General features: G+C 58.4%; 25 protein-coding genes. 14 read left to right on the plus strand and 11 right to left on the minus strand.

Annotated elements, in window-relative coordinates; translation table 11 throughout:
• Positions 1–32: 32 nt before the first annotated feature.
• Positions 33–1,001 carry a metal ABC transporter solute-binding protein, Zn/Mn family gene (locus tag MED193_RS12535; protein WP_009810100.1) on the minus strand — a complete coding sequence of 323 codons (969 nt, stop codon included), beginning with the start codon at positions 999–1,001 and terminating at the stop codon, positions 33–35.
• 206 nt (positions 1,002–1,207) lie between these two features.
• Between MED193_RS12535 and deoC the strand changes: the two genes are divergently transcribed.
• Entirely contained in the window at positions 1,208–2,197 is a 990-nt protein-coding gene (gene deoC / locus MED193_RS12540; RefSeq protein ID WP_009810101.1) for a deoxyribose-phosphate aldolase, read from the plus strand.
• 13 nt (positions 2,198–2,210) lie between these two features.
• Positions 2,211–4,553 (plus strand): aldehyde dehydrogenase family protein, encoded by a 2,343-nt coding sequence (locus tag MED193_RS12545; protein ID WP_009810102.1) that lies wholly within the window; start codon positions 2,211–2,213, stop codon positions 4,551–4,553.
• Positions 4,554–4,674: 121 nt separating this feature from the next.
• Here MED193_RS12545 and MED193_RS12550 read toward each other — a convergent pair whose 3' ends face one another.
• From MED193_RS12550 to MED193_RS12580, 7 genes are all read right to left on the minus strand, one after another.
• Complete coding sequence (locus MED193_RS12550; RefSeq protein WP_009810103.1) at positions 4,675–6,000, minus strand: pitrilysin family protein; 1,326 nt, start codon at positions 5,998–6,000, stop codon at positions 4,675–4,677.
• The gene (locus MED193_RS12555; RefSeq protein ID WP_009810104.1) at positions 5,997–7,361 is read right to left on the minus strand and encodes a pitrilysin family protein; all 1,365 of its coding nucleotides are present in this window, start codon (positions 7,359–7,361) and stop codon (positions 5,997–5,999) included. The genes MED193_RS12550 and MED193_RS12555 overlap by 4 nt, the downstream gene beginning before the upstream one ends.
• 313 nt (positions 7,362–7,674) lie before the next feature.
• Entirely contained in the window at positions 7,675–8,196 is a 522-nt protein-coding gene (locus tag MED193_RS12560; RefSeq protein ID WP_009810105.1) for a DUF3035 domain-containing protein, read from the minus strand.
• Positions 8,197–8,251: 55 nt separating this feature from the next.
• The gene (gene lspA / locus MED193_RS12565) at positions 8,252–8,737 is read right to left on the minus strand and encodes a signal peptidase II (RefSeq protein WP_009810106.1); all 486 of its coding nucleotides are present in this window, start codon (positions 8,735–8,737) and stop codon (positions 8,252–8,254) included.
• A 17-nt stretch (positions 8,738–8,754) separates the two neighbouring features.
• Positions 8,755–10,344, minus strand: coding sequence for a bifunctional phosphoribosylaminoimidazolecarboxamide formyltransferase/IMP cyclohydrolase (gene purH, locus MED193_RS12570; RefSeq protein WP_009810107.1), 1,590 nt, complete (start codon positions 10,342–10,344; stop codon positions 8,755–8,757).
• A gap of 33 nt (positions 10,345–10,377) precedes the next feature.
• On the minus strand, positions 10,378–12,132 hold the full coding sequence (locus MED193_RS12575; RefSeq protein WP_039966165.1) for a heparinase II/III family protein: 1,755 nt from the start codon (positions 12,130–12,132) through the stop codon (positions 10,378–10,380).
• Between the two features lie 105 nt (positions 12,133–12,237).
• On the minus strand, positions 12,238–13,500 hold the full coding sequence (locus MED193_RS12580; protein ID WP_009810109.1) for an RsmB/NOP family class I SAM-dependent RNA methyltransferase: 1,263 nt from the start codon (positions 13,498–13,500) through the stop codon (positions 12,238–12,240).
• 115 nt (positions 13,501–13,615) lie between these two features.
• Here MED193_RS12580 and MED193_RS12585 point away from each other — a divergent pair, with 115 nt between their 5' ends.
• The 3 genes from MED193_RS12585 (at position 13,616) to MED193_RS12595 (ending at position 15,105) form a co-directional block, all read left to right on the plus strand.
• Positions 13,616–13,828: a DUF1674 domain-containing protein gene (locus MED193_RS12585; protein WP_009810110.1), complete on the plus strand. Its 213-nt coding sequence runs from the start codon at positions 13,616–13,618 to the stop codon at positions 13,826–13,828.
• A gap of 90 nt (positions 13,829–13,918) precedes the next feature.
• Positions 13,919–14,734 (plus strand): hypothetical protein, encoded by an 816-nt coding sequence (locus tag MED193_RS12590; RefSeq protein ID WP_009810111.1) that lies wholly within the window; start codon positions 13,919–13,921, stop codon positions 14,732–14,734.
• Between the two features lie 38 nt (positions 14,735–14,772).
• Positions 14,773–15,105 (plus strand): putative quinol monooxygenase, encoded by a 333-nt coding sequence (locus tag MED193_RS12595; protein WP_009810112.1) that lies wholly within the window; start codon positions 14,773–14,775, stop codon positions 15,103–15,105.
• A 130-nt stretch (positions 15,106–15,235) separates the two neighbouring features.
• Here MED193_RS12595 and dapB read toward each other — a convergent pair whose 3' ends face one another.
• Entirely contained in the window at positions 15,236–16,045 is an 810-nt protein-coding gene (gene dapB / locus MED193_RS12600; protein WP_009810113.1) for a 4-hydroxy-tetrahydrodipicolinate reductase, read from the minus strand.
• A gap of 110 nt (positions 16,046–16,155) precedes the next feature.
• Between dapB and rbfA the strand changes: the two genes are divergently transcribed.
• The 6 genes from rbfA (at position 16,156) to rpsO (ending at position 20,609) form a co-directional block, all read left to right on the plus strand.
• Entirely contained in the window at positions 16,156–16,551 is a 396-nt protein-coding gene (rbfA, locus tag MED193_RS12605; protein WP_009810114.1) for a 30S ribosome-binding factor RbfA, read from the plus strand.
• Between the two features lie 14 nt (positions 16,552–16,565).
• Entirely contained in the window at positions 16,566–17,291 is a 726-nt protein-coding gene (locus MED193_RS12610) for a phosphodiester glycosidase family protein (RefSeq protein WP_157041485.1), read from the plus strand.
• A 106-nt stretch (positions 17,292–17,397) separates the two neighbouring features.
• Entirely contained in the window at positions 17,398–18,312 is a 915-nt protein-coding gene (truB, locus tag MED193_RS12615; protein ID WP_009810116.1) for a tRNA pseudouridine(55) synthase TruB, read from the plus strand.
• Positions 18,313–18,383: 71 nt separating this feature from the next.
• Complete coding sequence (locus tag MED193_RS12620) at positions 18,384–18,890, plus strand: DUF1643 domain-containing protein (RefSeq protein ID WP_039966166.1); 507 nt, start codon at positions 18,384–18,386, stop codon at positions 18,888–18,890.
• A 178-nt stretch (positions 18,891–19,068) separates the two neighbouring features.
• A complete protein-coding gene (locus MED193_RS12625; protein WP_009810118.1) occupies positions 19,069–20,166 on the plus strand; it encodes a calcium-binding protein in 1,098 nt (365 codons plus the stop codon).
• Between the two features lie 173 nt (positions 20,167–20,339).
• On the plus strand, positions 20,340–20,609 hold the full coding sequence (gene rpsO / locus MED193_RS12630; RefSeq protein WP_009810119.1) for a 30S ribosomal protein S15: 270 nt from the start codon (positions 20,340–20,342) through the stop codon (positions 20,607–20,609).
• 81 nt (positions 20,610–20,690) lie between these two features.
• Here the strand turns inward: rpsO and MED193_RS12635 are convergent, their stop codons facing one another.
• A complete protein-coding gene (locus MED193_RS12635) occupies positions 20,691–21,893 on the minus strand; it encodes a bifunctional 2-polyprenyl-6-hydroxyphenol methylase/3-demethylubiquinol 3-O-methyltransferase UbiG (RefSeq protein ID WP_009810120.1) in 1,203 nt (400 codons plus the stop codon).
• Positions 21,894–22,102: 209 nt separating this feature from the next.
• Here MED193_RS12635 and MED193_RS12640 point away from each other — a divergent pair, with 209 nt between their 5' ends.
• A complete protein-coding gene (locus tag MED193_RS12640; protein ID WP_009810121.1) occupies positions 22,103–22,369 on the plus strand; it encodes a DUF6525 family protein in 267 nt (88 codons plus the stop codon).
• A gap of 174 nt (positions 22,370–22,543) precedes the next feature.
• Positions 22,544–22,765 carry a hypothetical protein gene (locus MED193_RS12645; protein ID WP_009810122.1) on the plus strand — a complete coding sequence of 74 codons (222 nt, stop codon included), beginning with the start codon at positions 22,544–22,546 and terminating at the stop codon, positions 22,763–22,765.
• Positions 22,766–22,861: 96 nt separating this feature from the next.
• On the opposite strand, the gene MED193_RS12650 is transcribed toward MED193_RS12645, so the two are convergent.
• Positions 22,862–24,211 (minus strand): pyridoxal-dependent decarboxylase, encoded by a 1,350-nt coding sequence (locus tag MED193_RS12650; protein WP_009810123.1) that lies wholly within the window; start codon positions 24,209–24,211, stop codon positions 22,862–22,864.
• A 58-nt stretch (positions 24,212–24,269) separates the two neighbouring features.
• Here MED193_RS12650 and MED193_RS12655 point away from each other — a divergent pair, with 58 nt between their 5' ends.
• Positions 24,270–24,638 (plus strand): helix-turn-helix transcriptional regulator, encoded by a 369-nt coding sequence (locus MED193_RS12655; RefSeq protein ID WP_009810124.1) that lies wholly within the window; start codon positions 24,270–24,272, stop codon positions 24,636–24,638.
• Positions 24,639–24,723 lie beyond the last annotated feature (85 nt).

Here is a 24,723-nt window from a genome sequence, read left to right on the forward strand (position 1 = left end):
GCCCTGGGCCTGCGTCTTCACGATTTCCACTGTCACAATCCTGCCGATAGTTTTCCATCCATGCCACGGGCTGGAACATTCGCAGCCCCCAGGGCGCTGGAGATGGTTGTCATATTGTGATCCAGCATTCCAAGGTAGGTGCCTTCATAGGTGCCATCCGCGCCCATGGCATCCGAGAACAGCTCGCCGCCGATGGTGACCTCGTGTCCCCGTGCCGCTGCGCCTTCGATCAGGGCGCGCACGGACCGATCCGAGACCGAGCTTTCAACAAAAACCGCCTTGATATCACGGGTGACCAGCAGGTCGACCAATTCGCCAATGCGGTTGAGGCCGGCCTCGGACTGAGTCGAGATGCCCTGAATGCCCAAGACCTCGAACCCATAATCGCGGCCAAAATAACCAAAGGCATCATGGGCTGAGAGCAAGACGCGTTTGCTTTCCGGAACCTGCGCCAAGACATCATCGCCATAGGCGATCAACCGATCCAACTCCGCCATATGCTCTGCAGCGTTGGCTGCAAAGACTTCGGCGGCTTCGGGGCGGGCTTCGGTCAGGGCCTTTTGGACCTCGGTGACAACCAGTTTCCACAGTGCGGGCGTCATCCAGACATGGGGGTCAAATTTGTCGGCATAGTCGTCATGGCCGCGCAGCACATCCTTGGGCAGACCTTCGGCCACAGCGACAACTTTGCGTTTGCGCTCCAGATCATGAAAGAACTCTTCCATCTGGGCCTCCAGATACAACCCATGCCACAGAACCAGATCGGCGCGGGTCATGGCAACGATGTCAGAGCGTGTCTGACGATAGGCATGTGGGTCGACCCCAGGCCCCATCAGAGCTTTGACTTCAACCTGCTCTCCCCCGACCTGACGGGCCGCATCCGCAATCATGCCAGTGGTCGCCACCAGCTTCAGCGGTGCCTCCGCCCGGGCGCCTGCTGCCATAAACGGCAGAGCAAGGGACATCATCAGTCCCACAATGGTGCGTCGCGTAAGGTTCATTGGACGAAGGCTCCTGAAATATCGAACTTGATGCGAATATGAGAACGATTCTCAACTTAGTCAATGAAAATGAGAATTATTCTCAACAAAACTTCTGTGACATTTGTCCAAAAGGTCAAATATTGCATCCCCAGCCCGGCCGGTTTACTTGCCAAGATGCCGCACCCGTGCGACTTTCGCGCAGAACTCTGTTGAGGATCTCCGGAATGGAAAGCCAAACCTTGGAACACACACAGCCGCTTGTGCTGGCGCAAGAGCCCCGCAACCCGGGCATGAACCTTGACCTGGACTGGGTCGCGAGCGTGCAGGCCAATACATCGGCGATCGAGCGCCGCTGTGCCACGCTGCCCGCCCGGCGCAGCGTCAAAAAAGAGCATCAGGCCGCCTGGCTCTTGAAAGCCGTGACCTGCATCGACCTGACCACCCTGTCCGGCGATGACACTGAAGAGCGCGTCCGCCGTCTTTGTGCCAAGGCGCGCCAGCCTCTGCGCGGCGATATCCTTCAGGCGCTGGATATGCCTGCGATCACCACCGGTGCCGTCTGCGTCTATCACGACATGGTCCCCGCCGCCGTCAAGGCGCTGACGGGCAGCGGCATTCCGGTTGCTGCGGTCTCCACCGGTTTCCCCGCCGGGCTGTCGCCTTTTCATCTGCGGGTGGCCGAGATCGGCGAAAGCGTCAAGGCCGGCGCCAAAGAGATCGACATCGTGATCTCACGCCGCCATGTGCTCGCGGGTAACTGGCAGGCGCTCTATGATGAGATGAAAGCCTTTCGCACAGCCTGCGGCGAGGCCCATGTGAAGGCCATCCTCGCCACCGGAGAGCTGGGGTCCCTGCGCAATGTGGCACGGGCATCAGTGATCTGCATGATGGCCGGGGCAGATTTCATCAAGACCTCGACCGGCAAGGAAAGCGTCAATGCCACCCTGCCTGTCAGCTTGGTGATGATCCGCGCCATCCGCGACTATTATGACCGCACTGGCTTTCGAGTCGGCTACAAACCTGCCGGCGGCATCTCCAAGGCCAAGGACGCGCTGGTCTATCTGTCGCTCATCAAGGAAGAGCTGGGCGACCGCTGGCTGCAACCGGATCTGTTCCGCTTTGGTGCCTCATCCTTGCTGAACGATATCGAACGCCAGTTGGAACACCACACCACCGGAGCCTACTCCGCCAGCTACCGCCATGCGTCGGCTTGAAGGAGCATCAGACATGACCATCAAAGAGAAGTTCGACTCCATGGACTATGGCCCTGCCCCCGAAAATGCCGCCGAAGCACTGGCCTGGTTGATCGACCAAGGCGACCGCTTTGGTCACTTCATCAATGGCGCCTTCACCGCGCCGCAGGATGGCTTTGACAGCCGCAACCCCGCCACCGGCGAAGTGCTGGCAACCCTAAGCCAGGCCAGTCAGGATGACGTTGATGCAGCGGTGAGATCCGCTCGCACCGCCCAGCCAAAATGGGAAAAGCTCGGCGGGCCGGGACGCGCGCGCTTCCTCTATGCCATTGCCCGGCTATTGCAGAAACACTCCCGCCTTTTTGCGGTGCTGGAAACGCTGGATAACGGCAAGCCGATCCGGGAAAGCCGCGATATCGACATTCCTCTGGCACAGCGGCATTTCTACTATCACGCGGGCATGGCCCAACTGATGGAAAGCGAATTACCCGACGCGCAGGCGCTCGGCGTTTGTGGCCAGATCATCCCCTGGAACTTTCCGCTCTTGATGCTGGCCTGGAAGGTCGCCCCTGCCATTGCCATGGGCAATACCGTGGTGCTGAAACCGGCGGAATACACCTCGCTCACCGCGCTGCTTTTTGCCGATATCTGCCAACAGGCGGGCCTGCCCAAGGGGGTGGTGAATATCGTCACTGGTGATGGGGCCGTGGGTGAAATGATCGTCGCCGCCGACGTCGACAAGATCGCCTTTACCGGCTCCACCTCTGTCGGGCGGCGCATTCGCGAAGCCACTGCCGGATCTGGCAAGGCGCTAACGCTCGAGCTGGGCGGCAAGTCGCCCTATATCGTCTTTGACGATGCCGATCTAGATTCTGCGGTTGAAGGCCTGGTGGATGCGATCTGGTTCAATCAGGGGCAGGTCTGCTGTGCCGGCTCGCGCCTTTTGGTGCAGGAGAGCATTGCCGAGCGGTTCTATACCAAGCTCAAAGCCCGTATGGACAAGCTGCGGATTGGTAGCCCGTTGGATAAATCAATCGACATTGGCGCCGTGGTTGATCCGGTTCAGCTGGAAACTATCACCGCGCTGGTCGCGAGCAACCAGGCGGGCGAGACCTATCAGCCTAGCCTACCGCTGCCCTCTGACGGTTGTTTTTTCCTGCCGACATTGATCCAGGGCCTGTCGCCTGCCGATCCCCTCATGCAAGAAGAAATCTTTGGCCCGGTTCTAGCCTCCTGCACCTTCCGCACCCCGGCCGAAGCCGTGGAGCTGGCCAATAACAGTCGCTATGGGCTGGCCGCCACGGTCTGGAGCGAAAATATCAATCTGGCGCTGGATCTGGCGCCAAAATTGGTGGCTGGCGTTGTCTGGATCAACAGCACCAATATGTTTGACGCGGCCGCCGGGTTTGGCGGTGTCCGTGAAAGCGGCTTTGGCCGTGAAGGCGGCTGGGAAGGCCTCAGCGCCTATACCCGCCCCAAGGGCAAGGCCAAGCCGCTAGCCCCGATCAAAGCCTTTGCCGGCAAACAGGACAGCCATGCGGCCGACCCTGTAGATCGGACCGCCAAAATGTATATCGGCGGCAAGCAGACACGGCCGGACAGCGGTTATTCCAAAGCCGTCTACAATGCCCACGGTGCGCTTTTGGGCCATGTCGGCATGGGCAGTCGCAAAGACGTGCGCAACGCGGTTGAGGCCGCGGCTGGGGCCAAGGCCTGGTCCAAGACCACCGGCCATCTGCGGGCGCAGATTCTGTATTACATTGGCGAAAACCTGTCGGCGCGTGCGGATGAATTTGCCCATCGCATCGACACGATGACCGGCAAAAAGGGCGGTGCAAAAGAGGTCGAGGCCTCTATTCAGCGCCTGTTCACGGCCGCGGCCTGGGCCGATAAATACGACGGTCAGGCCCATGGCGTACCGGTGCGTGCTGTCGCACTGGCGATGAAGGAACCCATCGGGGTGATTGGCGCGATTTGCGCAGATGAAGCACCCCTGTTGGGGCTGGTCTCGGTCATGGCCCCGGCGCTGGCCATGGGCAACCGGGTGGTACTGGCTGCCTCAGCACCCTTCCCGCTGGCCGCCACCGATTTCTATCAGGTGATCGAAACTTCTGATGTACCCGCAGGCGTGGTCAATATCCTGACCGGCGAGGCCACTGAGTTGGCGCAGCCCCTGGCCGCCCACATGAATGTGGATGCGGTCTGGAGCTTTGCGTCGACAGACCTGTCGGAAACCATTGAAAAGGCCTCAGCGCTCAACCTCAAACGGACCTGGGTGAACAATGGCACCGCGCTGGACTGGGGCCTTGATCACAGCCGCAAGTTTCTGATGGAATCCACCGAAGTGAAAAACATCTGGGTGCCCTACGGCGAATAGGGAAAGCCCTGCAAGCTAAGCTTCAAAATCTCAGGGCCGAGGAATTCCCCGGCCCTGAGATCTATTTAACTTCGCCTCCTGTTGCCGCTGCGCCTGGGCGCTTGGCCCGTCGCTTGGCCCGTCAAGGGCTGGCGATCAGACCCTCGGGGCGTCCAACCACAACAAAATGCAGAGCCTCAGGCATCAAGATTTCACCCGCCACCCGATTGATCTCCTCCAGAGTGACCGCGTTGACCTTGTCATTGCGGGTCTGGACATAATCTATGGGCAGGTCATCCATCTGCATCCCCACCAAAATAGAGGCAATCCGCCCGTTGCCATCAAAGCGCAGCGGATAGGCACCTGTCAGATAGGTCTTGGCATCTGTCAGCTCTTTCTCGGTGACGCCTTCGCTGGCCAGACGCTGCCATTCGCCCTGAATCACGGCAACCGCCTCTGCCATCTTGGTATTCGCCGATCCCAACTGCCCCATATAAACCGTGGCGAGATCCTGCGGCAGCAAATAGGAATACACCCCATAGGTGAGGCCCCGCTTTTCGCGGACTTCCTTCATCAGGCGGCTGTCAAAAGAGCCACCCCCCAGAATTTGGTTCATGATATAGGCCGCAAAGAACCTCGGATCATCGCGCGTGATCCCGCTGTGGCCAAACAATGCGACCGATTGTGGTGTGTCGTAGTCAACGATGCTAACGCCACCGGAGATCGTGACCTCCGCCGGTCCGGGCAATGGCGCCCCTTTGGCAGCCAGATCCCCCAGCAGGTCATCCAACAGGGTCCCCAGTTCAGCCGGGGTAATGTCTCCAACAGCGCTCACAAACAGTCTGTCACGGGCAAAAACTGCCTCATGGGCCGCAAAGATGTCCTGTCGCGTTAGCCCAGAAACACTCTCAATCGTCCCCTTACCAGAGCTCCCGTAGGGGTGATCGCCATAGGCCATAGCAGCAAAGGCCTGACCCGCGATTTTGTTGGGGTCTTTCAGATCAGAACGCAGCCCGGCAAGGACCTGCGCCCGCACCCGGTCCAGTGCATCCTGGTCGAAACGCGGCTCATGCAGCGTCTGGTGCAACAGCGCCATGGCTTCCCTGCGGTTTTCGCTGAGGAAACGCGCTGAGATCGACAGGCTGTCACGGTCAGCATCGTAACCAAAGCTGGCTGCCAGATTTTCCACGGCGCGGGCATAGTCCTGCGCGCCCATTTCACCTGACCCTTCCTCAAGCAACCCAGCCATCAGATAGGTAGCACCACGTTTGCCCGGTGCATCCAGCGAGGTGCCGCCGCGAAAGCGCAGTTCAAGCGCGGTAAAGGGGATCGAGTGATCCTCAACCAGCCAAGCGGTGATACCACCCGGAGAAGTCACTTCATTGATCTGAATCTCCGCCTGCGCAGGCACGACCAAAACGGACACCCATGCACAGACTGCCACTGTCAAAGCTGTGAGACGCATCATTCGCCCTCCTCCTGTCGCATCATCCATCCCGTTACCGAAGCCTCGGGACGCAGCAGGTTTTGCGCTGCAGCAATGATTTCATCCGAGGTGACAGACTGTAAAATCTGCGGCCAGTCCTGTACATCCTGCACCGTCAGGCCCGAGGTCAGCGCCCGCCCGTAACGATTGGCGATCCCGTCCACATTGTCACGCGCATAGATTTCCGAAGACCGCAGCTGCAGTTTGATCCGCTCCAGCTGTTCCGCGTCAACGCCCTCTTCCAGGAAAGCGACCAGGGTTGCGTCCAGCGCCGCTTCGGCCTCTTCCAGGCTCACGCCTTGCGCTGGGACAATCAGAAAATCAAAGCTGGTTTTGTCCAGAGAAACCCCGGAATAGAACGCCCCGGTGTAAACCGCGATCTGTTGGTCAAATTGCAGCGCATTGGCCAGATAAGAGGTGTTCCCCCCGCCCAGAAGCTCCGACAGAAGGTAAAGCGCGGCTGCCTCTTCCTGGGCACCAGCATTGCGTTCCGTCGCCAGATAGGCGCGTTGGACATAGGGCTGAGCCACACGGGGATCGCGAAAGATCAGACGCCGCTCGGCATTTTGCGGCGGCTCTTTGCTACGTGCCCGCACTATGGGCAGATCAGGATTGGCGGGAATGACACCATAGTACGTCTCTGCAAGGGATTTGACAGCATCAGGCTCCACATCGCCAGAGACCACCAAAATGGCATTATTGGGCGCATAGTATGTGCCGTAAAATGACAGGGCGTCTTCCCTATCCAGCTCTTCCATTTCGTGGCGCCAACCAATTATAGGCTGACCATAGCGATGGTTGAGATACTGGGCTGCGTTCAATTGTTCACCAAACAACGCGCGTGGATTGTTGTCCGTCCGCTGGTTGCGTTCTTCCAGAATGACCTCACGCTCTGTGATAATCTCGTCTTCGGACAGGCGCAGATTGACCATGCGGTCGCTCTCCATCCGCATCATCAGTTCTAGCCGGTCCGAGGCAACACGCTGGTAATATGCGGTATAATCATAGCTGGTAAAGGCGTTGTCGCGCCCGCCATTGGCCGCCACAGTCGCGGAGAGTTCTCCCGGGGCGAGGGTATCAGTGCCCTTGAACAAGAGGTGTTCCAGGAAATGCGCAACCCCGGATTGGCCAATTGGCTCATCAGCTGATCCCGCGCGATACCAGACCATATGCTGCACCACCGGCACCCGGTGGTCCTCAACGACAACGACTTGCATACCATTGTCCAAGGCAAAACTGGTCACCAGGTCATCCGGGCTAGACGTGCCATCCCCTGTTTTGGCCAGAGCGCCGGTCAGGCTGATGCCCAACATGGTGGCGACCAAAGCAATCCTTGGAAACATTTGGCATTCTCCTCATTCTTGAAGTCGCTGCCCTATGGGCTAGCCATATATCTGGTGCAGTCCTGCCCAGTCTTCAACCTACGCCCCTGACGCTTGGGCGCAAGCAACACTATCGCAAACGTGAATAGGGCCACGGTCTGACTTTCCTTGCGGCATAACAGTAGCAAGACCAGGTTAAACAATAGATGAAGCAAAACTCTTCAACATGCGTAGTGGCATCCAACACAAACCGAGAGGTCAAAATCAAACAGGGCCGCCAAAGCAGCCCCATTCGGTTCAAACTGTAACACCCGATGCAACAGGTAAAACGCTGTTACTCTTCGTTGCGAGGCGGCGCCGATGGTGTTGCCACGCCAGCGCGGCGGAAGGCTTCATTGACCGCAAAAGGATCAAGCGTTTGTTTCGAGTAAATTTGTTCGTAGCGATCAACCGGAGCAATCTTGATCCGCCCGCCGCGGCGTCTGCGCTTGAGAAAGGCCGCGTCTTCGCTGGCCAGGACCTGACGCACATCCGGCGACACGCCATAGCGGCTGGAGGCGGTAACCAAGCCAGAGTCCGTGGCTGGGATCGAATTGCCCGGCAGCAGGGCATCCGGTTTGCCCCCCAGTGCCGCAACGGCCTCGGCCTGCGGGTTAGCGTCTGTACGGTTTTGCCCGCCTGGGGTGGGGGTTGGCAGGGCGGCATAGTCGTCAGGAGCGCTCAAAGGTTTGGGCGGCAACACCAGGAATTCATCCGGTCCGGTGCCGGTGCTACGGATATCACGCAGCTCTTTTGACCCACAGCCAGATACAGCTACAGCACAGATCAGCCCGATAATCGCCAGAGGAATTCGCATTTCCCCAATACTCCCGTCAGTTTCAACGCGGTTTTAGCCTATTTCCCAAAGGAGGTCACGCAGGCTTTTTGATGCGCCCCTCGAACAGGATCAATCCCGCCGCTCCAGCAAAGATGAACACATCCGCCAGATTAAAGACATAAGGATTGTTCAGCCCGCAACAGGACATATTAAGAAAATCGAGCACATAGCCATAGAGCAGCCGATCCGCCACATTTCCAAGGGCGCCGCCAATGACCAGCCCTGCCGAGACCTGCATCAGCCCGCCCTTGTCGTGCCCACGGCCAACCCAGAGCACCAGCGCCAAGCAGATCGCCAGAGACAGGCCTATCAAGATCCACCGGGCGCTGTCTGCCCCGTCGCCAAAGAGGCCAAAATTGATGCCTGTGTTTTCGCCATAGCGAAAATTCAGCAGCGGCGGCAGCACATCAATGCTGAGACGACGCGACAGGCCCATCCAGTGGATGACCAGGTATTTGCTGGCCTGATCCAGGAGGAAAGCCCAAAAGGCGCCCCAGAATATCATACGTGCTGCAGCCATTTTCTCGTTTCTTTTGCTTAGTGGCGGAAGTGGCGCATGCCGGTAAAGACCATCGCAATGCCCTGCTCGTTGGCCGCCGCGATCACCTCTTCGTCGCGCATCGAGCCACCGGGTTGGATCACGCAGGTCGCCCCAGCAGCCGCCGCTTCCAGCAGACCATCGGCAAAGGGGAAAAACGCGTCAGAAGCCACGGCTGAGCCCTTGGCAAGGCTTTCGTCCAGCCCCAGCTCATCCGCCATGCGCTGCGCTTTTGAGGCCGCCACGTTGGCACTGTCCAAACGGCTCATCTGGCCGGCGCCAACGCCAACGGTCGCATTGCCTTTGACATAGACGATGGCATTGGATTTGACGTGTTTTGCCACTTTCCAGGCGAAGAGCAGATCCTGCATCTGTTCATCCGTGGGTGCCTTCTCTGTGACAACCTTCAGATCCTCCATCCCAACGTAGCCAACGTCTTTGTCCTGTACCAGCACACCGCCGCCCACCTGCTTGTAGGCTGTTTGCGCCGCGCGGGTGTCGGGCAGACCATCAGTCAGCAAAAGACGCAGGTTCTTCTTGGCCGCAAAAATCGCCTTGGCCTCATCAGAGGCACCAGGGGCAATCACCACCTCGGTAAAGATCTCTACAATTTTGGTCGCGGTCGCTGCATCCAGCGGTTGGTTCAGGGCAACAATGCCACCAAAAGCCGAAGTGCGGTCGCAATCAAAGGCCTTCCGATAGGCCTCAGTCAGGCTCGCGCCCTTGGCCACACCGCAGGGGTTGGCATGTTTGATAATGGCCACAGCGGCTGTTTCCGCCGGGTCGAACTCCGCGACCAGCTCATAGGCGGCATCAGTGTCATTGATGTTATTGTAGGACAGTTCCTTGCCCTGCAGCTGCACAGCAGTCGCCACACCGGGGCGATTGGATCCATCGGTGTAAAAGGCCGCCTGCTGGTGGCTGTTCTCGCCATAGCGCAGGGTCTGCTTCAACTCGCCAGCAAAGGCGCGGCGACGTGGGGTCTGCTCATCAATGGCACCAGCCATCCAGGTCGACACGGCCGCATCATAGGCCGCGGTCCGGGCATAGGCGATCTGCGACAAACGCTGACGGAAGCCATAAGAGGTCTGACCGTCGTTGGCGTCCAGTTCCGCCAGCAGAGCGTCATAATCCTCGACATCGGTCACCACGTTCACGAACAGGTGGTTCTTGGAGGCCGCACGGATCATCGCCGGGCCGCCAATGTCGATATTCTCGATCATCTCGTCATATCCGGCCCCACGCGCCAGGGCGGCCTCGAAGGGGTAGAGGTTCACCACCAACAAGTCGATGGCGCCAATGCCGTGTTCAGTCATGGCAGCAACATGGGTGTCATTGTCGCGCAGCGCCAGCAGACCACCATGCACCATCGGGTGCAGTGTCTTGACACGGCCATCCATCATTTCTGGAAACCCAGTCACCTCGGCGACATCCTTCACGGTGAGACCTGCGTCGCGCAGTGTTTTGGCGGACCCACCGGTCGACAGCAATTCAACGCCACGCGCAGCCAGCGCCTTGCCCAGATCAATCAGGCCGGTTTTATCGGAAACGGAAAGCAGCGCGCGGCGTACAGGGTGAAGGTCGGTCATGGCAGGGCGGTCCTTTGTAGGCTCTCAAGAGGCTCATTCAAAAATTTCGGGCTCATCCCGATTCAGGTCGCGCACGGCAATGGCAGTCTCCTGCGCCTTGCTGAGCGTCCACCGGACGCGTGTCGCATACTCGATTGCGCGCCCAGATAAAACGATCTGCTTTGCCGCACGAGGCTTTAATCGCGTTTTTTCCAGATAAACACTGGGTTCCAGCTTCAATTCGCAGCTTCCATCGTGGCGAAACACCCAAATCTCGCCGCTCTTCAGCGCCATCGACACTGCCGCCCCCCCCAGATCCAACGCAGAATCTACCTCAGGATGGAGATGCAGCCGCAGTTCAAACTCAACTCCCTTGGTGCCCGAGCGATCCAGGACCTTCGAAAACGCCCTCTTGGCTGGGTCTTCGACGGCTACCAAGAGATCTTCACCTGATAACCCACGCCCATCATCGGACAATTCGAGGGTTCGCGCATGGGTGAGACCGAAATCACGCAGATACCCATCATGCCCGCCCTGAAAACGCCGGCCATCGGCCAAATCATCCAGGGCCACCTGAACCTCCTTGGGACCATCCACCAGCATCTCTTGCCCCGTGGTGCGATCAGGCGTGGCCAGCCGAGCACTGGAATGGCCTGCGAGACACAGGGTCGAATGGGAGGGCGTTGCCCGCCCCGCACGGCGCCATTCCAGACCAAAAGTCTCACCAGAGCCGCAATTGACAATCAACGGTCGGCGCCCGGAAGTCAGCTCAAAGGCCAGCGTAGAGGCATGACCATTGCTCGAGGCCGCCCCTTTTGGCGGTACTGCGGCATCAATCACCACCGAAGTGCGGCGCGCCGCCAGGCGCGCATAGCCCATGGCCAACCCGTCACGGTGATGGCCCGCGACATGACTGGCCGCCAAAGCGTGATCCAGCCAGCCCTCTAGGCCCCGTCCCCCTCCATGAAACCTTGCTAATCCACCGTCGGCATGGCGCAGCGTACGCAGCGCCGGGGCGATCCGTTCAATCGCCGCCGTCTGTGCCGCAGGCACCGTGCGGCCCGCCTCATGCAGGGCTGCGGCGGCCCAGGTCAACAGAGTAAAAACTTCCAGCAATTCTTCGGGATTGCGTGTGGGCACGCCGCCCTCAGCATCAATCTGGGCTTCGCACTCCAGGGCCAGAGCTCGGATCGCTGGATCCGCCAGCTCCTCGCGCCCCTGCAGAGCCAGACCGGCATAAATCAGCCCAGTGAGGGCTTCAAACCGGGGCAATCCCGGCGATGCCCCTTGCCAGCGCTGGGATAGGAACCAGGTCTGCTGCGATAAAGACTGATAAAAGGCTTCGGTCTCAGCCCGGTCTTTGCTGCTCAGCAGAAACAGAGCATGGTTAATCCAGCGGATCACCCGTCGCCCCGTCAGATCTGGCGACCAGGCCAAAGCCGATCCCCGTCCGACCCCTGATCCATGGGTTTTGATCCAACCCCAAACCCATTTCTGCGCCTTGACCCGTGCCTTGATATCGCCAACTGCGGCCAGATCGTCCAACCAACCAAAGCCCTGGCGCTCGGCATCGAAGGAGGCATCCGGCGCATTAACATCCCACAGACCAGTGGTTTCCGATTCGACGAGAAAGCCAGCAAACAACAGATTCCCTGCCACCAGCTGGCGCCCACGGGCAAAACTGCCAATGGTTCGCGGTTCGGGCTGCGACACAAACCCAGTTGCCGCCGGCTGCTTGTGGGCGCGCCAGGCGTATAGCCTATTCATCATGCGAGTCCCGCGACTCGCCACTCTGTCGTATCTGGACATGCTCTCTGCCTCACGCCTTTGGGCTATGGAGTGCCGGCGTTTTGGCAAAAGGATAACCGCCTTAAGGCGTCAAGTCACCGATGAATGCGACCTCAGAGCGCAGCGCTAGGCAGATTTGCGCAAAAGCGCCATATAAAACCCATCCATTCCCCCTTGCTCGGCCCAATAGTCCGGGCGCAACCGCAACCCGCCCTCCTCCGTGATCCAGGCGGAATCAACCCCCAGCGCAGCTAAGACATCGCGATCCACGGACATATCAGGAAACATCTCCAGAGCTTCCTCGACTTGGCATTCGCCCTCGTCTGGCAGCAATGAACAGGTGCAAAACACCATACGCCCCCCCGGTTTGACCAGACTCCAGGCATGGGCCAGCATCTGCGCTTGCAGCTCAATCAACGCACCAAATGCGCTACCGTCCTTGGCATGGGGTAGATCTGGGTGGCGGCGAATGGTGCCAGTCGCGGAACAAGGCGCATCCAGCAAAACCGCGTCAAACTGCCCCCTCTGTTCCAAAGCGTCACCCACCACGAGATCCGCTGCCAGCCCAGTCCGGGTCAGGTTTTCCTGCAACCGTTCCATCCGGGAGGCCGAAGTATCCACCGCCGTCACACTGGCACCGCTCGCCGCCATCTGCATGGTCTTGCCACCAGGTGCGGCGCAGAGATCAAGTATGCGCTCGCCGCTTTGGGCCTGGAGCATCTGGGCAGGCAGCGCCGCAGCAGCATCCTGCACCCACCAGTCGCCAACCTCATATCCAGCCAGGGCCGAAACCTGTCCCGCATTTTTCAAACGATGCGACCCTGTGGGCAGTGCCACGCCTCCCAAAGCAGTCAGATCTGCCCCTCGTTTGCCTGTGATATCCAGGGGTGCACCTTCATAATGCGCGGCTTCAATCTCTAGCATGGCCTCGGCACCCCAAGCCTCGACCAGAGGCTTACGCAGCCATTTGGGCAGGCGCGGCACGCGCAGCTTTGCCCATTCCGCCTGACCTTGCTCAGCCACTTTGCGCAAGACCGCGTTGACCAACCCTTTGAGCTTCCCATGACGGCGGTGTTTGGAAATGATTGCCACCATATCATTGACCACCCCATGGGCCGCAGCACCGTGACACAGCTCCACCGTGCCCAAACGCAGGACATTTTGCACCGTCAGCGGCGTTGCCTTCTTTAGGTGTTTTTGCAGCACGCGATCTGCGCGTTCCAGGCTGCGCAGGGTCTGAAGGGTTAGCCGTTGAGCCCGCGCGCGATCCTCAGGGGTCAGACGCTCCAAAGCCCCCGCCGCATAGCACTCTGCCAGCAAACGTCCCTCCCCCAGAACCTGATCCAGTAGATAGATCGCCGTGCGGCGGGCCTGCGTTCCATCGGACATTGCTGCTCTCCTTGGCATAGACACGCGCCCCGCTTGCCAATGCGCCGACGCCTCTGGTGGCTTGTCCCCACCAAAAAGGGGCGTATATCATGACCACAGCATAAAGGAACCCGCCATGAGCGACGAAACCCCAGGCCCCAAAGAGGCTGAACCACAGATCAATCCCGATCTGCCCCCCGCCGCGCAGCGCGCCCTGGCCGAAGCAGCTGAACGCCGCAAGGCAGCCGATGCCAAAGCCAAACCGCCGGTGGAACTAGGAGGCCGCGACGGCTTGGACCCGGCCCGATATGGTGACTGGGAGAAAAAAGGCATCGCAATCGACTTCTGAGCCGTTTGCGCCTTTTGGATCGCGGAACATCGCGCTTTTTTTTCGGCGTGTGAACGCGTGGTTGGTTGCTTCAATGTTAGGATATTCACTTTGAAAATCGGCAATATTATTGGTGTTGCCTGCGTTCTTCTCGCAGCTGTCGCTGTTTACTACCTCTTCACCCTAAAAAGCCCACAGGAACTGGCGCTGGATACCCTCCGTGATGCCCAATGGGCTGCTGAGGGCGCAGATGTGGACATTCGGCTGGACGCCTGCCGATTGGATATTTCCATCAGGCAGGTTCAACCTAACGGCACTGGGCTGCGTCGATCCCGTTTGGTCACGGATCTCTCCGACTTCCGCAAAGACACCGTAAATATCCTACCGATCAACGATGGACGCGCGGTCCTGTCCTTAATACCCAAGCCAATTTCGGATCAGCAGCTTGTATTGGCTCAAAGGCTTTTGTCCAAAATTCCACCCAGTATGCGAGACAAAACGGGCCATACCCTGACGATGTTCCATAATGACGGCAGGGTTACGCAGAACAACCCTCTCCCACCCGGGCAGGCAGGCCATTGGCCAAAGACCGATCTGCGCCGCCTCCTGGAGCAGCCAAATGGGAAACTCACCTTTCAGCTCGGAGCGTCTCTCCCCGATACAGAACCGGGACAGGCCACGGTAGACATTCAACCCCATGAAGATGCCCCTGCACTCTTTGACTTTGTGCAGGCCGTTGAAGCCGATTCAACACTTGTCGGCTATAGTTTCAATCTGATCTTCAACACAGAGACAGCCGCGCGCGACACCCTGATACTTGGCGGTTTGGAGTTCCCCACCCAGGTCCGGTTTACAGTCGCATCCGAAGACCGAGCCCGCGAAACTGCCAAGGCCCTGCTAAAGCATAGTCAAGCCAACTGCAGGTAAAACAGCAGACTACAGCCCTTCTGCGTTGAGGACCTAAGATGATTCTGGAAATACGCCGCTACACCCTGCACCCCGGCCAGCGCGAGACCTTTATAGACTTCTTTGAAGAGGTGAACCGCGCGGCGCTACGCGAGGCGGGAATGTTGGTCTTTGGCCCTATGCGCGATCTTGATGACCCAGACAAAGTCCATTGGTTCCGCGCCTTCGAAAGCCTGGAACAACGCGATGCGGTCAAACAGGCCTTTTACGACGGCCCCGTCTGGGCGCAGGAGGTCGAGCCTCTGGTGATGCCGCTGATCGCCCATTTCGAGGCCTCCGTTGTGGAAACCACCAAGGGTTTTGAAGGATTCAGAGAAACTCCCGATCTCTGACAGCAGCGTTCAGCAACGGGCTCCCTAAAGCCCCTTTCTCATCATCTTTCCATAAATATTCCCGCCGGAGGCACACAGGCGGCTTTGCCGCCCAAGAACATGCGGCGCCCCAACGGGGCGCCCTAGGGCTTCAAAGCCCCAATACATCCAGCATGTCATATTCGCCGGGTGCCTTGTCTTGCCCCCAGAGGGCCGCCTTTAGCGCTCCGCGGGCAAAGATGGCGCGGTCTGTCGCCATATGGCGCAGCACGATGCGCTCGCCAGCCGCAGCAAACAAGACGTCATGCTCGCCAACGATATCGCCACCGCGAATGGCGCTGAACCCGATATCGCCCCGTTTGCGGGCCCCCGTGATCCCATCGCGGCCAGAATCCGAGACCTCTGCCAGCGTCACACCACGCCCCTCGGCGGCGGCCTCTCCCAGCATCAACGCAGTGCCCGAAGGCGCATCAACCTTGTGGTGGTGATGCGCCTCGATCACCTCGATATCAAAATCCTCATCCAAAGCTGCAGCAACCTTTTTGGTCAATTGCACCAACAGGTTCACCCCCAGGCTCATATTGCCAGCCCGGACCAGAACCGCATGACGCGCCGCGGGTTCCAGCTGGGCGATCTGTGCCTCGGACATGCCCGTGGTGCCAATCACATGCACCGCCCGGGCCTGCGCCGCTAGTTTTGAAAACGCCAGCGTCGCCTCGGGAGAGGTAAAATCAATCACCGCCTGCGCTTTAGAAAAGGCCTCCAAAGGATCATCGGTGACCACCACCCCAATCGCGGCCCCGCCCATGGCCGTCCCAAGATCCTGACCAACCCAGGGGTGTCCAGTACGCTCCACCACGCCAACCAGCCGTGCCTTGTCGCTCTCCAATACCGTCTTGATAAGCATCTGCCCCATACGGCCAGAAGCCCCCGTAATCACGATACTTGGTGTCTGGGTCATTGCGGTGGTCCTCGCCTTTACATGGATGGAGCGTAAAAATCTCTGCTGGTTTTCTCCTACCCTCTTGGCGGTGACTTGGCAAAGGGCTGGTTTCGGCTTAGATCCAAGATATGGCAAAGAACAAATCTCCTGAGGGGCGCGCCCCCTCCCAACGGCAGCTGCGCGTCGGCGAGCTGATCCGCCGGACCCTGTCCGAAGTGCTTTCACGTGGGGAACTGCATGACCCAGAGCTGAACCGCATGTCCATCACAGTCGGCGAAGTCCGGGTCACCCCTGATTTGCGCATCGCAACCGCCTATGTGCTGCCCCTGGGTGGCAAGGGGCAGGACGACCTGCTGAAACTGCTGGGCCGCAACAAATGGGAGCTGCGCACCCTTGCCGGCAAGAAACTGGGGATGAAATACACCCCCGACCTACGGTTCCAACTGGATCTCACCTATGACCAGATGGACGCCACCCGGCGCATGCTGGAACAGGACGCGGTGCGCCGCGACATCGAGGATTGATCCGGCGGGCCCTCATACTGCTGGCAGCCCTCTGGGCCCTGCCAGCGGTTGGGTCCGGTTCCGGTGCCGTCAGCTGCTCTGACCTCAGCTACCAGGACAATCGCTATACGATCTGTGAGGTCGATGCGGCGCGGGCGCAGTTAAAGCTGTTCCTGCGCGATGACAAAGAGCAGGTCTTTGGCCATTTCTCAACTATCGAGAAGGCTCTCAAAAGCCAGGGCAAAGAGCTGGTTTTTGCCACCAATGCCGGGATGTATCACGCCAATCGCGCCCCAGTTGGCCTGTATATCGAAGACGGTAAGGAAGAGATGAGATTGGTCCCCAACGCAGGCCCCGGCAATTTTGGCCTGCTGCCCAATGGGGTGTTCTGCCTGCGAGAAGGCCGCGCCGATGTGTTTGAAACGCTGAGCTTTCGCGATGCGGGCATCCGCTGCACCTCTGCTACACAATCGGGACCGATGCTGGTGATCAATGGTGAATTACATCCAAGGTTTCTGCCCGATTCAACCTCCTATTACATTCGCAATGGTGTTGGCACCTCAGCCGATGGCACCCGTGTCGTCTTTGCCATCTCACGCAACGCTGTCACCTTCCATCAATTTGGTAGCCTGTTTCGCGACCACCTGAAGCTGCCCAACGCTCTCTATTTTGACGGCAATATCTCGCGCTTACATGCGCCACAGATCGGGCGCTCGGATGCTGGTTTCATGATGGGTCCGGTTGTCGGTGTGATCGAGTAACCGTCCAATGTCCATGAATGGGTCTATCACAGACCCCTAGAGCAGAATTGACAGGGCTTGTTCCTTGGGATACGCCGCGCGCCTCACTTGGATTTGGGGAACAGGCATGGCACGCAAACGCAAAGGCCGCGATATTTCTGGTTGGCTGGTGGTGGACAAACCCGCCGGGCTAACTTCTACCGCTGTCGTGAACAAGGTGCGCTGGGCGCTGGAGGCCAAAAAGGCCGGCCATGCCGGTACCCTGGATCCCGAAGCTACTGGCGTATTGGCCATTGCACTGGGCGAAGCCACCAAGACCGTTCCCTATATTACCGACGCACTGAAGGCCTATTCCTTCACCGTCCGGCTTGGGCAGGCAACCAATACAGATGATGCAGAGGGTGAGATCATTGCTACCAGCGATCTGCGCCCCACGGACGACGAGATCAAAGACGCGCTGTCGCAGTTCATTGGCGATATCCAACAGATCCCGCCCAAGTTTTCCGCTGTTAAGATCGACGGACAACGCGCCTATAAACTGGCCCGCGATGGCGATGAAGATTTTGAAATCGCCGCCCGCCCCCTGTGGGTCGAGGAACTGGTTCTGCTAGATCGTCCCGATGCCGATCACGTGGTGCTGGAAATGACCTGTGGCAAGGGCGGTTATGTGCGCTCCATCGCCCGTGATCTAGGCGCTGCTTTGGGCTGCCATGGCCATGTGAAAGTGCTACGCCGTATCTGGTCTGGGCCATTTGACGCCGCCGATGGGCTGAGCCTCGAGGATGTGCTGCGCATGGAGCGCACGCCTGAGCTCGATACTCATTTGCGCCCACTGGAACAGGGTCTGGCCGATTTGCCGGAGCTAAAGTGCACCCCCGAAGGCGCCACCCGTCTGCGCAATGGCAACCCTGGCATGGTTCTGGCCGCAGATGTGGAATACGGGGACGAGGCCTGGGCATCGATCAATGGTAAGGCCGTCGCCGTTGGTATCTACAAAGCAGGTGAACTGCACCCCAGCCGGGTCTTTGTACAGCCTGATTGAGCGGTGGCTTGGCAGGTCTTCTTGTTGCGACTGAGCTTGCAAGATGTCAGCGGGGCTGGCAGGACAAAGCGATGATTACTCGCAGCCATACCAAGGGCGACGCGCCCTCCACTGCCGTCTATTCCGACTGTGAAACCTTTCGCTATAGCCTGACCCGGGTGTGGGATCCGGCAGATAAGCGGGTGATGTTTGTGATGCTCAATCCATCTAAGGCCACCGAAGTACAGAATGACCCCACGATTGAGCGCTGCGAGCGCCGCGCCCGCGCGCTGGGATTTGGTGGCTTTCAGGCCACCAATATCTTTGGCATTCGCGCCACCGACCCAAGGGTGATGCGCCAGGCCGCCGATCCGGAGGGGCCCGATAACAAAGTGGCAATCCGTGCAGGGCTGGACTGGGCGGATATGGTGATCTGCGCCTGGGGCACCCATGGGGCCCATCGCGACCAAGGGCGCAGTATTGAAGCCCTGTTACGCGAGACAGGGAAACCTCTGCATCATCTTGGCCTCAGCAAACACGGCCACCCCAAACATCCGCTTTATATTGCCTATAGCCAGCGCCCTTTATTGTGGACTTAACGCATTTTTTACGGCCGAAAAATCGCGAAACAAAACTCAAACCATTGAAGTCCGAGCTGAAAGTCGCGTTAGCTAGTGTTCTTGATTTGTTTGGAGACAATTAAGCAAAATATGGCACACTGATCACCAATTGGCTGACTGATTGCCCTTTGCATCAGGCTGGTTTTGGAGAAATGCCATGTTGTGGATAGCAGGTCTTTTGGGCCTCATGGGGATAGGCGGGGCTGCTCTGCTGGATTTTGGCGACGATCTGCCAGCTGATGAGTCGCCAGCCAGCGGTAGCGGCGATCCCAGCGCCCCTGACGACACCCCTGTGATTCCTGCCGACGAATTTTTAGACGGCGCGACCAGCGGCACGGATCAAGGGCTGGAAATTTGCGACTTTATCGACACAGACAGCGGCGAGACCGGCGAAAACACCGGCCTCGGCACCAGTGACACAGGAGAGCCTGAGCTGTTTGATGGAGATCAGGTCACCGGCACGGATCAAGCAGATATCCTCATCGGAACGGAGATTGGCGACCATATCACCGGCCTGGAAGGCGACGACCAGCTCAACGGCTATGCTGGCGATGATTCCGTTGTGGGTGGAACAGGCGATGATCAGTTGCACGGTGGCAGCGGCGACGACAGTTTGATCGGTGGCAGCGGCATTGACCTGCTGCATGGTGAATATGGTGATGACAACCTGTCAGGCGACGCAGGCGACGATAGCCTGTTTGGCCATTTTGGCGCCGACACCCTGCTTGGCGGAGCGGGGGACGACCAGGGGCACGGTGGTCAGGGCGATGATTCCCTCAATGGCGAGGCTGGGAATGACGCCCTCCATGGCAATGACGGCAACGACAGCCTGCAGGGCGGTAGCGGGCAGGACAGCCTGTTTGGTGGAACCGGAAATGATCTTGTCTGGGGGGCAGATGACGGCACCGAGGTCGACTACCTGAATGGGGGCGATGGGGATGACACCTTGGTGGCTGGCGCAGGAGATATCGTAACTTCTGGCGAGGGGGCCGACGAGATCTGGGCTGAGGATCTATCCGGCAGCGGAGAGGCCGTGCAACTGATGGATTTTGACAGTTCCGAAGATCAACTGGTGGTGTTCTGGAACCCCGATACCGAGGCCAAACCCGAAATCACGATTGAAACCGACAGCAACAGCCCCAACCAACAAGTCATCCGTGTCAATGGCAACGAAGTACTGCGCCTCACCGGGGCCGAAGGATTGAGCGTTGCGGATATCGCGCTGGTCGATGCGCAGACTGGCAACGCGCCCTAGAGGCAAGAAAGAGGCCTGCTCTGCAGTTCTCCTTTGCCTTTTCTCTCATTACCGCCTATACGCCCGCATCTGCCTTGGGTCCTGTACAGATTCGCGGCGGATTTCCTCCATGGGCCTGCGCTGGACGACATCCCGGCCTGTGCCATCACTCTAACCTTTTAAAGGAGACCCCGATGTCGATCACAGCTGAAGAAAAAGCACGCCTGATGAAAGAATTCGCAACCAAAGAAGGCGACACCGGTTCGCCCGAAGTACAGGTTGCGATCCTCACCTCGCGCATCAACACCCTGACCGAGCACTTCAAAACCCACAAGAAAGACAACCACGGTCGTCGTGGCCTTTTGAAAATGGTTGCTCTGCGTCGTAAGCTTCTGGACTACACCAAAGGCAAAGATGTGGCCCGCTACCAGGACCTGATCAAACGCCTTGGCATCCGTCGCTAAGAATACCAATCCTTTTGGATTATCAACGCCCGCTCAGGTTTGAGCGGGCGTTTTTTTGTGAAACACCCGCCGCTTGCAGGACTAGCGCGTAAATGGCGGACACAACCCAAGCCAGGAACCTTCTGTGGGCCGGATTGTCACCTCAACCGCTTTGCCTTCCTCCGCTTGTGGCAACCTTACGGTCTTCCAGGATTGCAATGTCCAGATGCCGAGGTTGGCCGCTCGGATATCCTCCACGGCATAATCTCCGATCACCTCTTCTCCCCAAAGCAGCTGGAACCGGCCATAGCTTTTGTCTGAGATACCGAGGGACAGTTCACGCGCTTCGGGTGCCACTGTGACCCGCGCGGTGGAGTTGAAATGAACCCCATGAATTGGCACCCCCAGACGATCCCGGTGAATGCGCTTTTGATCCACCCCGGACAACTGTAGGAACCGTACACTGGGCAAAGGTTTCGCCGTGGGCGTCTTTGCCAGTATTCCTTCGATCCAATAGCGCCCAAACATTTGGGGGATTGGATACTCTGACGTACCAGAGGCGGCGAAAAACTCAAAATCCTCCAAATTACGCGGCTCGAACCAGCGCAGGGGATAGAGATTCATCATCGCCTCTGACCAGTTGTCGACGATCAGATGGCGTTCGAATTGATCCATCGGCATCAGCCCAAGATCAAAGTCTTCAAACCCGACGTGTTGGCCATTGCGATACAGCCCAAGTTCGGTGGTTTCCTGTGCCCAAACCCTTTGACGCCATTTCTCATGGCCGGACCGATCAACCAGTTTGATGGCCAACTCGCGGGGGAGCAGGTTGTAGTAGGGCATTTTGGACGAATGGTAATCGATTGGCGCGATCCGGTTTGGGGCCTCACCGATATACAACAACCCATGGGGCGGAAGTGCGTCCCAACAGGTTTTCAAGGTGTTGAGCCGTTCCTCGATCGTCAGATGTTCAATGACCGCATAGAGGAAAATAACGTCAAAACTCTCTTGTGCCAAAAGCTGCGGCAGGTCATTGGCCGCCTGCAACCGCAGCTCTGCATTCTGGATCCCGCGGGCCTCAACATTGGCCCGCCCAATAGCCAGATCATGGGGATCCAGATCGATACCCACATAGGTCTCAAACAACGGCGCCAAAGCGCAGACTTTCGCCGCCTCGCCACACCCGATTTCCAGCGCTCGCATTTTGCTGAGGTCCAGACCGGCCTGGCGCAGGGTTGGCGCAATAAAGCGCTGTGCTTGGTTGAATCTGTTTTGGAATGTCGCGCTATTAAGGAGATCGTTCATGGATCGCAGCTCGCTTTGGAAATCACCTACTTCGCAATAGGGGGGGGGTAAAATTTCAGGTACCCTTCCCTAACTGCCATGGAACAACAAGCGCAACCTCGCCCATATTGGCAGATCCTGTGATGAAGCACTTACCCCGCGAACTCTCTTGTGAACAGGAGCCGAAATTGCTACCAATCCATGAATGATATATCATAACAACAGATAGCATGACACAGATCGCTCACCACAGCCGCCGCATCAGGAACATTGGGGAAACCAAACTAAAACGCCGCAAACGAAAGGAAGACCCCATGCAGGCCTACGATCGATTGCCGCGCGAGCTGCGGCTCTGGGTTCAAAGCGCGAAACTGCCCTGGTCGCCTGCCTCCTGCCGCAAAGTCTGGCTCAAAACCAAAGCCAGAGGTGATAGTTTGGAACAGACCCTGGCCAGTTTGGACCGGGCCGAAGCGGCAACCCTGGCGCGTGACAAATGAATGCGCCAATTCTCTGATCCGTTAGCTCAGAGCTAGTGTTTCAAGGGTCTAGCCCACCTACACTTTTGGCTATGCAGCCCCTCTATCGCGCCAAAAATTCTCCACCGGCATAGCTTTAAAAGGCCAGCAGCCCTTTTTAGCAATGGTCTCACCACAACAAGGAGGACAACCACTATGACCTTTTCAATCAGCTTATACAGGTCCCTGAAACAGCGTGACTACAAGCCTGTGGCCAATAAAAACGCTGCTGTTGAGACGGACCCAGATATGTCATTCAGCCCGCACTGCGTCGTGACAACTCTGTCCGAACATCAGCAAGACCTTGCTTGGCAAGCCGCGTTGGACGCGATGAGCGACGCCAGTCGAGGGCGCGAGAAAAGTCGCTACACCTCCTAGCCTTTCTCCCTGTAAGGATCAGAAGAGCCCATGCACCAAAAACCCGCTCAGTTGTCAAAACAGAATGTTAAAACTGAGCCCCCCTCTCTCAACGGTCTAGCCCCTGGCGCCAATCCGAACCAGTAGATCAATCAACTGGTCCACATGCCGCTCCTCTGTGCGGAATGATGAGAGGCTGATCCGAAAAGCTGGGCGGTCCTGCCAAACCGTCCCCCCAAACCAAGACCTGCCACTGTTTTGCACCTGAGCCAGAATGGCCAGGGTAGCCGCGTCATCTGTGCCACGGACCAGAACCTGGTTGAGCACCACGCGATTGAGCACCTCAAACCCCGCCTCCCCCAATGCGACACCGATGCGCGCTGCCTGCGCATGGTGGCGTGTAACCAGATCCTCTACGCCTGTCTTGCCGAGACTACGCAGCGCCGCCCAGATTGGGATCCCGCGCGCCCGCCGGGAAAACTCCAATGTCAGGTTCTTTTGTGCATCTGCCGAAGCGCTGGAATAGGCAGCATCGCTGTTCATCACCCGCGCCAGCGCCTGCGGATCCCGGCAAACGGCCATCGCGCCATCATAGGGCGTATTGAGCCATTTGTGCCCATCCGTTGTCCAGCTATCCGCGCCTTCGACCCCCAGAGTCAGATGCCGCAGCTGGGGGGCCGCACGCGCCCAAAGACCAAAGGCCCCATCCACATGCACCCAAGCCCCAGCAGCCTTGGCACGCGGGATGACACTGGCAAAATCATCGAACTCCCCGGTATTGACCTCACCAGCTTGCAATATCAGCAGGGTATTGGCATCCATTTCAGGCAGTAGCTCGGGCAGAATGCGTCCTTTGTCATCCACTGGCGCCTTGATCACCCGGTTCCAGCCAAACCCGAGCACCTGCAACGCCTTGCGGACCGTGACATGGGTGCTGGCAGGAACCACCACTTTGACCTCTGGCGCGCCATATAGCCCATCATTCACCACATCCCAGCCCTGCCGCGCCAATAGATCCGCCCGCGCTGCCGCCAGACAGCTGAGACCACAGGCAGTGGCAGAAGTACCAAAGGCTACGGCGCTGCTACGGGGCAAATCCAAGACATCCAACAGCCACCTGCTGGCCTGACGCTCAATAGCATAGGCCGCCGGACTGCCATCCTCGGTCGAGGCACATTGGTCCCAAGCGATTGCCAGACGTTCTGCCGCCGCCGCGACCGGCAGGCTGGCGCCGATCACAAAGCCAAAGTAGTTCGGCCCATTGGAGGCCACAGTCGCCGGGGAGCCAATATTATCCATCAGCGCAATTGTCTCAGCGGCAGGAAAGCCCTGCTCCGGCAGGGGTTCATCAAAAGCGGAAAGCGCTGCAATAGCCTGCTCTGTGGGGAAAACCCGGCGCGCATCCGCGCCTGCCACATAGTCACGGGCACGCCTGTCGGCTTCCTGTAGCAACTGATCCTCGTTCATGGCAATCTCTCCTCACCCGATTCCACATCGTAATAAATCTATATAGAAGATATCCTATATGCCCGATCTGCTTGTCAACCATCTTGCCGCATGGCGTGCATTGGCCAATCCTCATCGTGTTCAGATCATGGACTGGCTGCTCAATCCAGAAGCCCACTTTCCACCCCAACGGGATGGAGATCTGGTTTCAGATGGTGTCTGTGTTGGGTTCATCACCGACAAAGTCGGCCTCAGCCAGCCCACAGTGACCAGCCATATGAAAAGCTTGGAGCAAGCCGGGCTGGTCAGCTCAAAGAAAATCAAAAACTGGGTGTTCTACAAAGCAGACCAAGAGGCCCTGCAACAGATCGCAAGCAGTTTTGCCTCTGTCGGCACACCAGCTCAGACACCGGCTGCCTATGCCGAGACGGATAGCATCAGATCGTAGATCCAGTTATGGACAAAGGCATGGATCTCGATGCCAAAGGCCCAAGCCCCCAAAACGGGTGATCGCCAATAGGCCGATCCCTTCA

The organism is Roseobacter sp. MED193, from assembly GCF_000152965.1.
Lineage (GTDB): Bacteria > Pseudomonadota > Alphaproteobacteria > Rhodobacterales > Rhodobacteraceae > Pseudophaeobacter.

What these genes read in the sequence shown, in the direction of transcription:
- MED193_RS12650 (WP_009810123.1), bottom strand. Translation starts at nt 24,211, where the DNA reads ATGAACGAGGATCAGTTGCTACAGGAAGCCGACAGGCGTGCCCGTGAC.
- MED193_RS12585 (WP_009810110.1), top strand. Translation starts at nt 13,616, where the DNA reads ATGAGCGACGAAACCCCAGGCCCCAAAGAGGCTGAACCACAGATCAAT.
- MED193_RS12655 (WP_009810124.1), top strand. Translation starts at nt 24,270, where the DNA reads ATGCCCGATCTGCTTGTCAACCATCTTGCCGCATGGCGTGCATTGGCC.
- lspA (WP_009810106.1), bottom strand. Translation starts at nt 8,737, where the DNA reads ATGGCTGCAGCACGTATGATATTCTGGGGCGCCTTTTGGGCTTTCCTC.
- MED193_RS12620 (WP_039966166.1), top strand. Translation starts at nt 18,384, where the DNA reads ATGATTACTCGCAGCCATACCAAGGGCGACGCGCCCTCCACTGCCGTC.
- deoC (WP_009810101.1), top strand. Translation starts at nt 1,208, where the DNA reads ATGGAAAGCCAAACCTTGGAACACACACAGCCGCTTGTGCTGGCGCAA.
- MED193_RS12640 (WP_009810121.1), top strand. Translation starts at nt 22,103, where the DNA reads ATGACACAGATCGCTCACCACAGCCGCCGCATCAGGAACATTGGGGAA.
- MED193_RS12580 (WP_009810109.1), bottom strand. Translation starts at nt 13,500, where the DNA reads ATGTCCGATGGAACGCAGGCCCGCCGCACGGCGATCTATCTACTGGAT.
- MED193_RS12645 (WP_009810122.1), top strand. Translation starts at nt 22,544, where the DNA reads ATGACCTTTTCAATCAGCTTATACAGGTCCCTGAAACAGCGTGACTAC.
- MED193_RS12595 (WP_009810112.1), top strand. Translation starts at nt 14,773, where the DNA reads ATGATTCTGGAAATACGCCGCTACACCCTGCACCCCGGCCAGCGCGAG.
- MED193_RS12535 (WP_009810100.1), bottom strand. Translation starts at nt 1,001, where the DNA reads ATGAACCTTACGCGACGCACCATTGTGGGACTGATGATGTCCCTTGCT.
- MED193_RS12555 (WP_009810104.1), bottom strand. Translation starts at nt 7,361, where the DNA reads ATGTTTCCAAGGATTGCTTTGGTCGCCACCATGTTGGGCATCAGCCTG.
- rbfA (WP_009810114.1), top strand. Translation starts at nt 16,156, where the DNA reads ATGGCAAAGAACAAATCTCCTGAGGGGCGCGCCCCCTCCCAACGGCAG.
- dapB (WP_009810113.1), bottom strand. Translation starts at nt 16,045, where the DNA reads ATGACCCAGACACCAAGTATCGTGATTACGGGGGCTTCTGGCCGTATG.
- rpsO (WP_009810119.1), top strand. Translation starts at nt 20,340, where the DNA reads ATGTCGATCACAGCTGAAGAAAAAGCACGCCTGATGAAAGAATTCGCA.
- MED193_RS12575 (WP_039966165.1), bottom strand. Translation starts at nt 12,132, where the DNA reads ATGTCCAGATACGACAGAGTGGCGAGTCGCGGGACTCGCATGATGAAT.
- MED193_RS12625 (WP_009810118.1), top strand. Translation starts at nt 19,069, where the DNA reads ATGTTGTGGATAGCAGGTCTTTTGGGCCTCATGGGGATAGGCGGGGCT.
- purH (WP_009810107.1), bottom strand. Translation starts at nt 10,344, where the DNA reads ATGACCGACCTTCACCCTGTACGCCGCGCGCTGCTTTCCGTTTCCGAT.
- truB (WP_009810116.1), top strand. Translation starts at nt 17,398, where the DNA reads ATGGCACGCAAACGCAAAGGCCGCGATATTTCTGGTTGGCTGGTGGTG.
- MED193_RS12635 (WP_009810120.1), bottom strand. Translation starts at nt 21,893, where the DNA reads ATGAACGATCTCCTTAATAGCGCGACATTCCAAAACAGATTCAACCAA.
- MED193_RS12560 (WP_009810105.1), bottom strand. Translation starts at nt 8,196, where the DNA reads ATGCGAATTCCTCTGGCGATTATCGGGCTGATCTGTGCTGTAGCTGTA.
- MED193_RS12550 (WP_009810103.1), bottom strand. Translation starts at nt 6,000, where the DNA reads ATGATGCGTCTCACAGCTTTGACAGTGGCAGTCTGTGCATGGGTGTCC.
- MED193_RS12545 (WP_009810102.1), top strand. Translation starts at nt 2,211, where the DNA reads ATGACCATCAAAGAGAAGTTCGACTCCATGGACTATGGCCCTGCCCCC.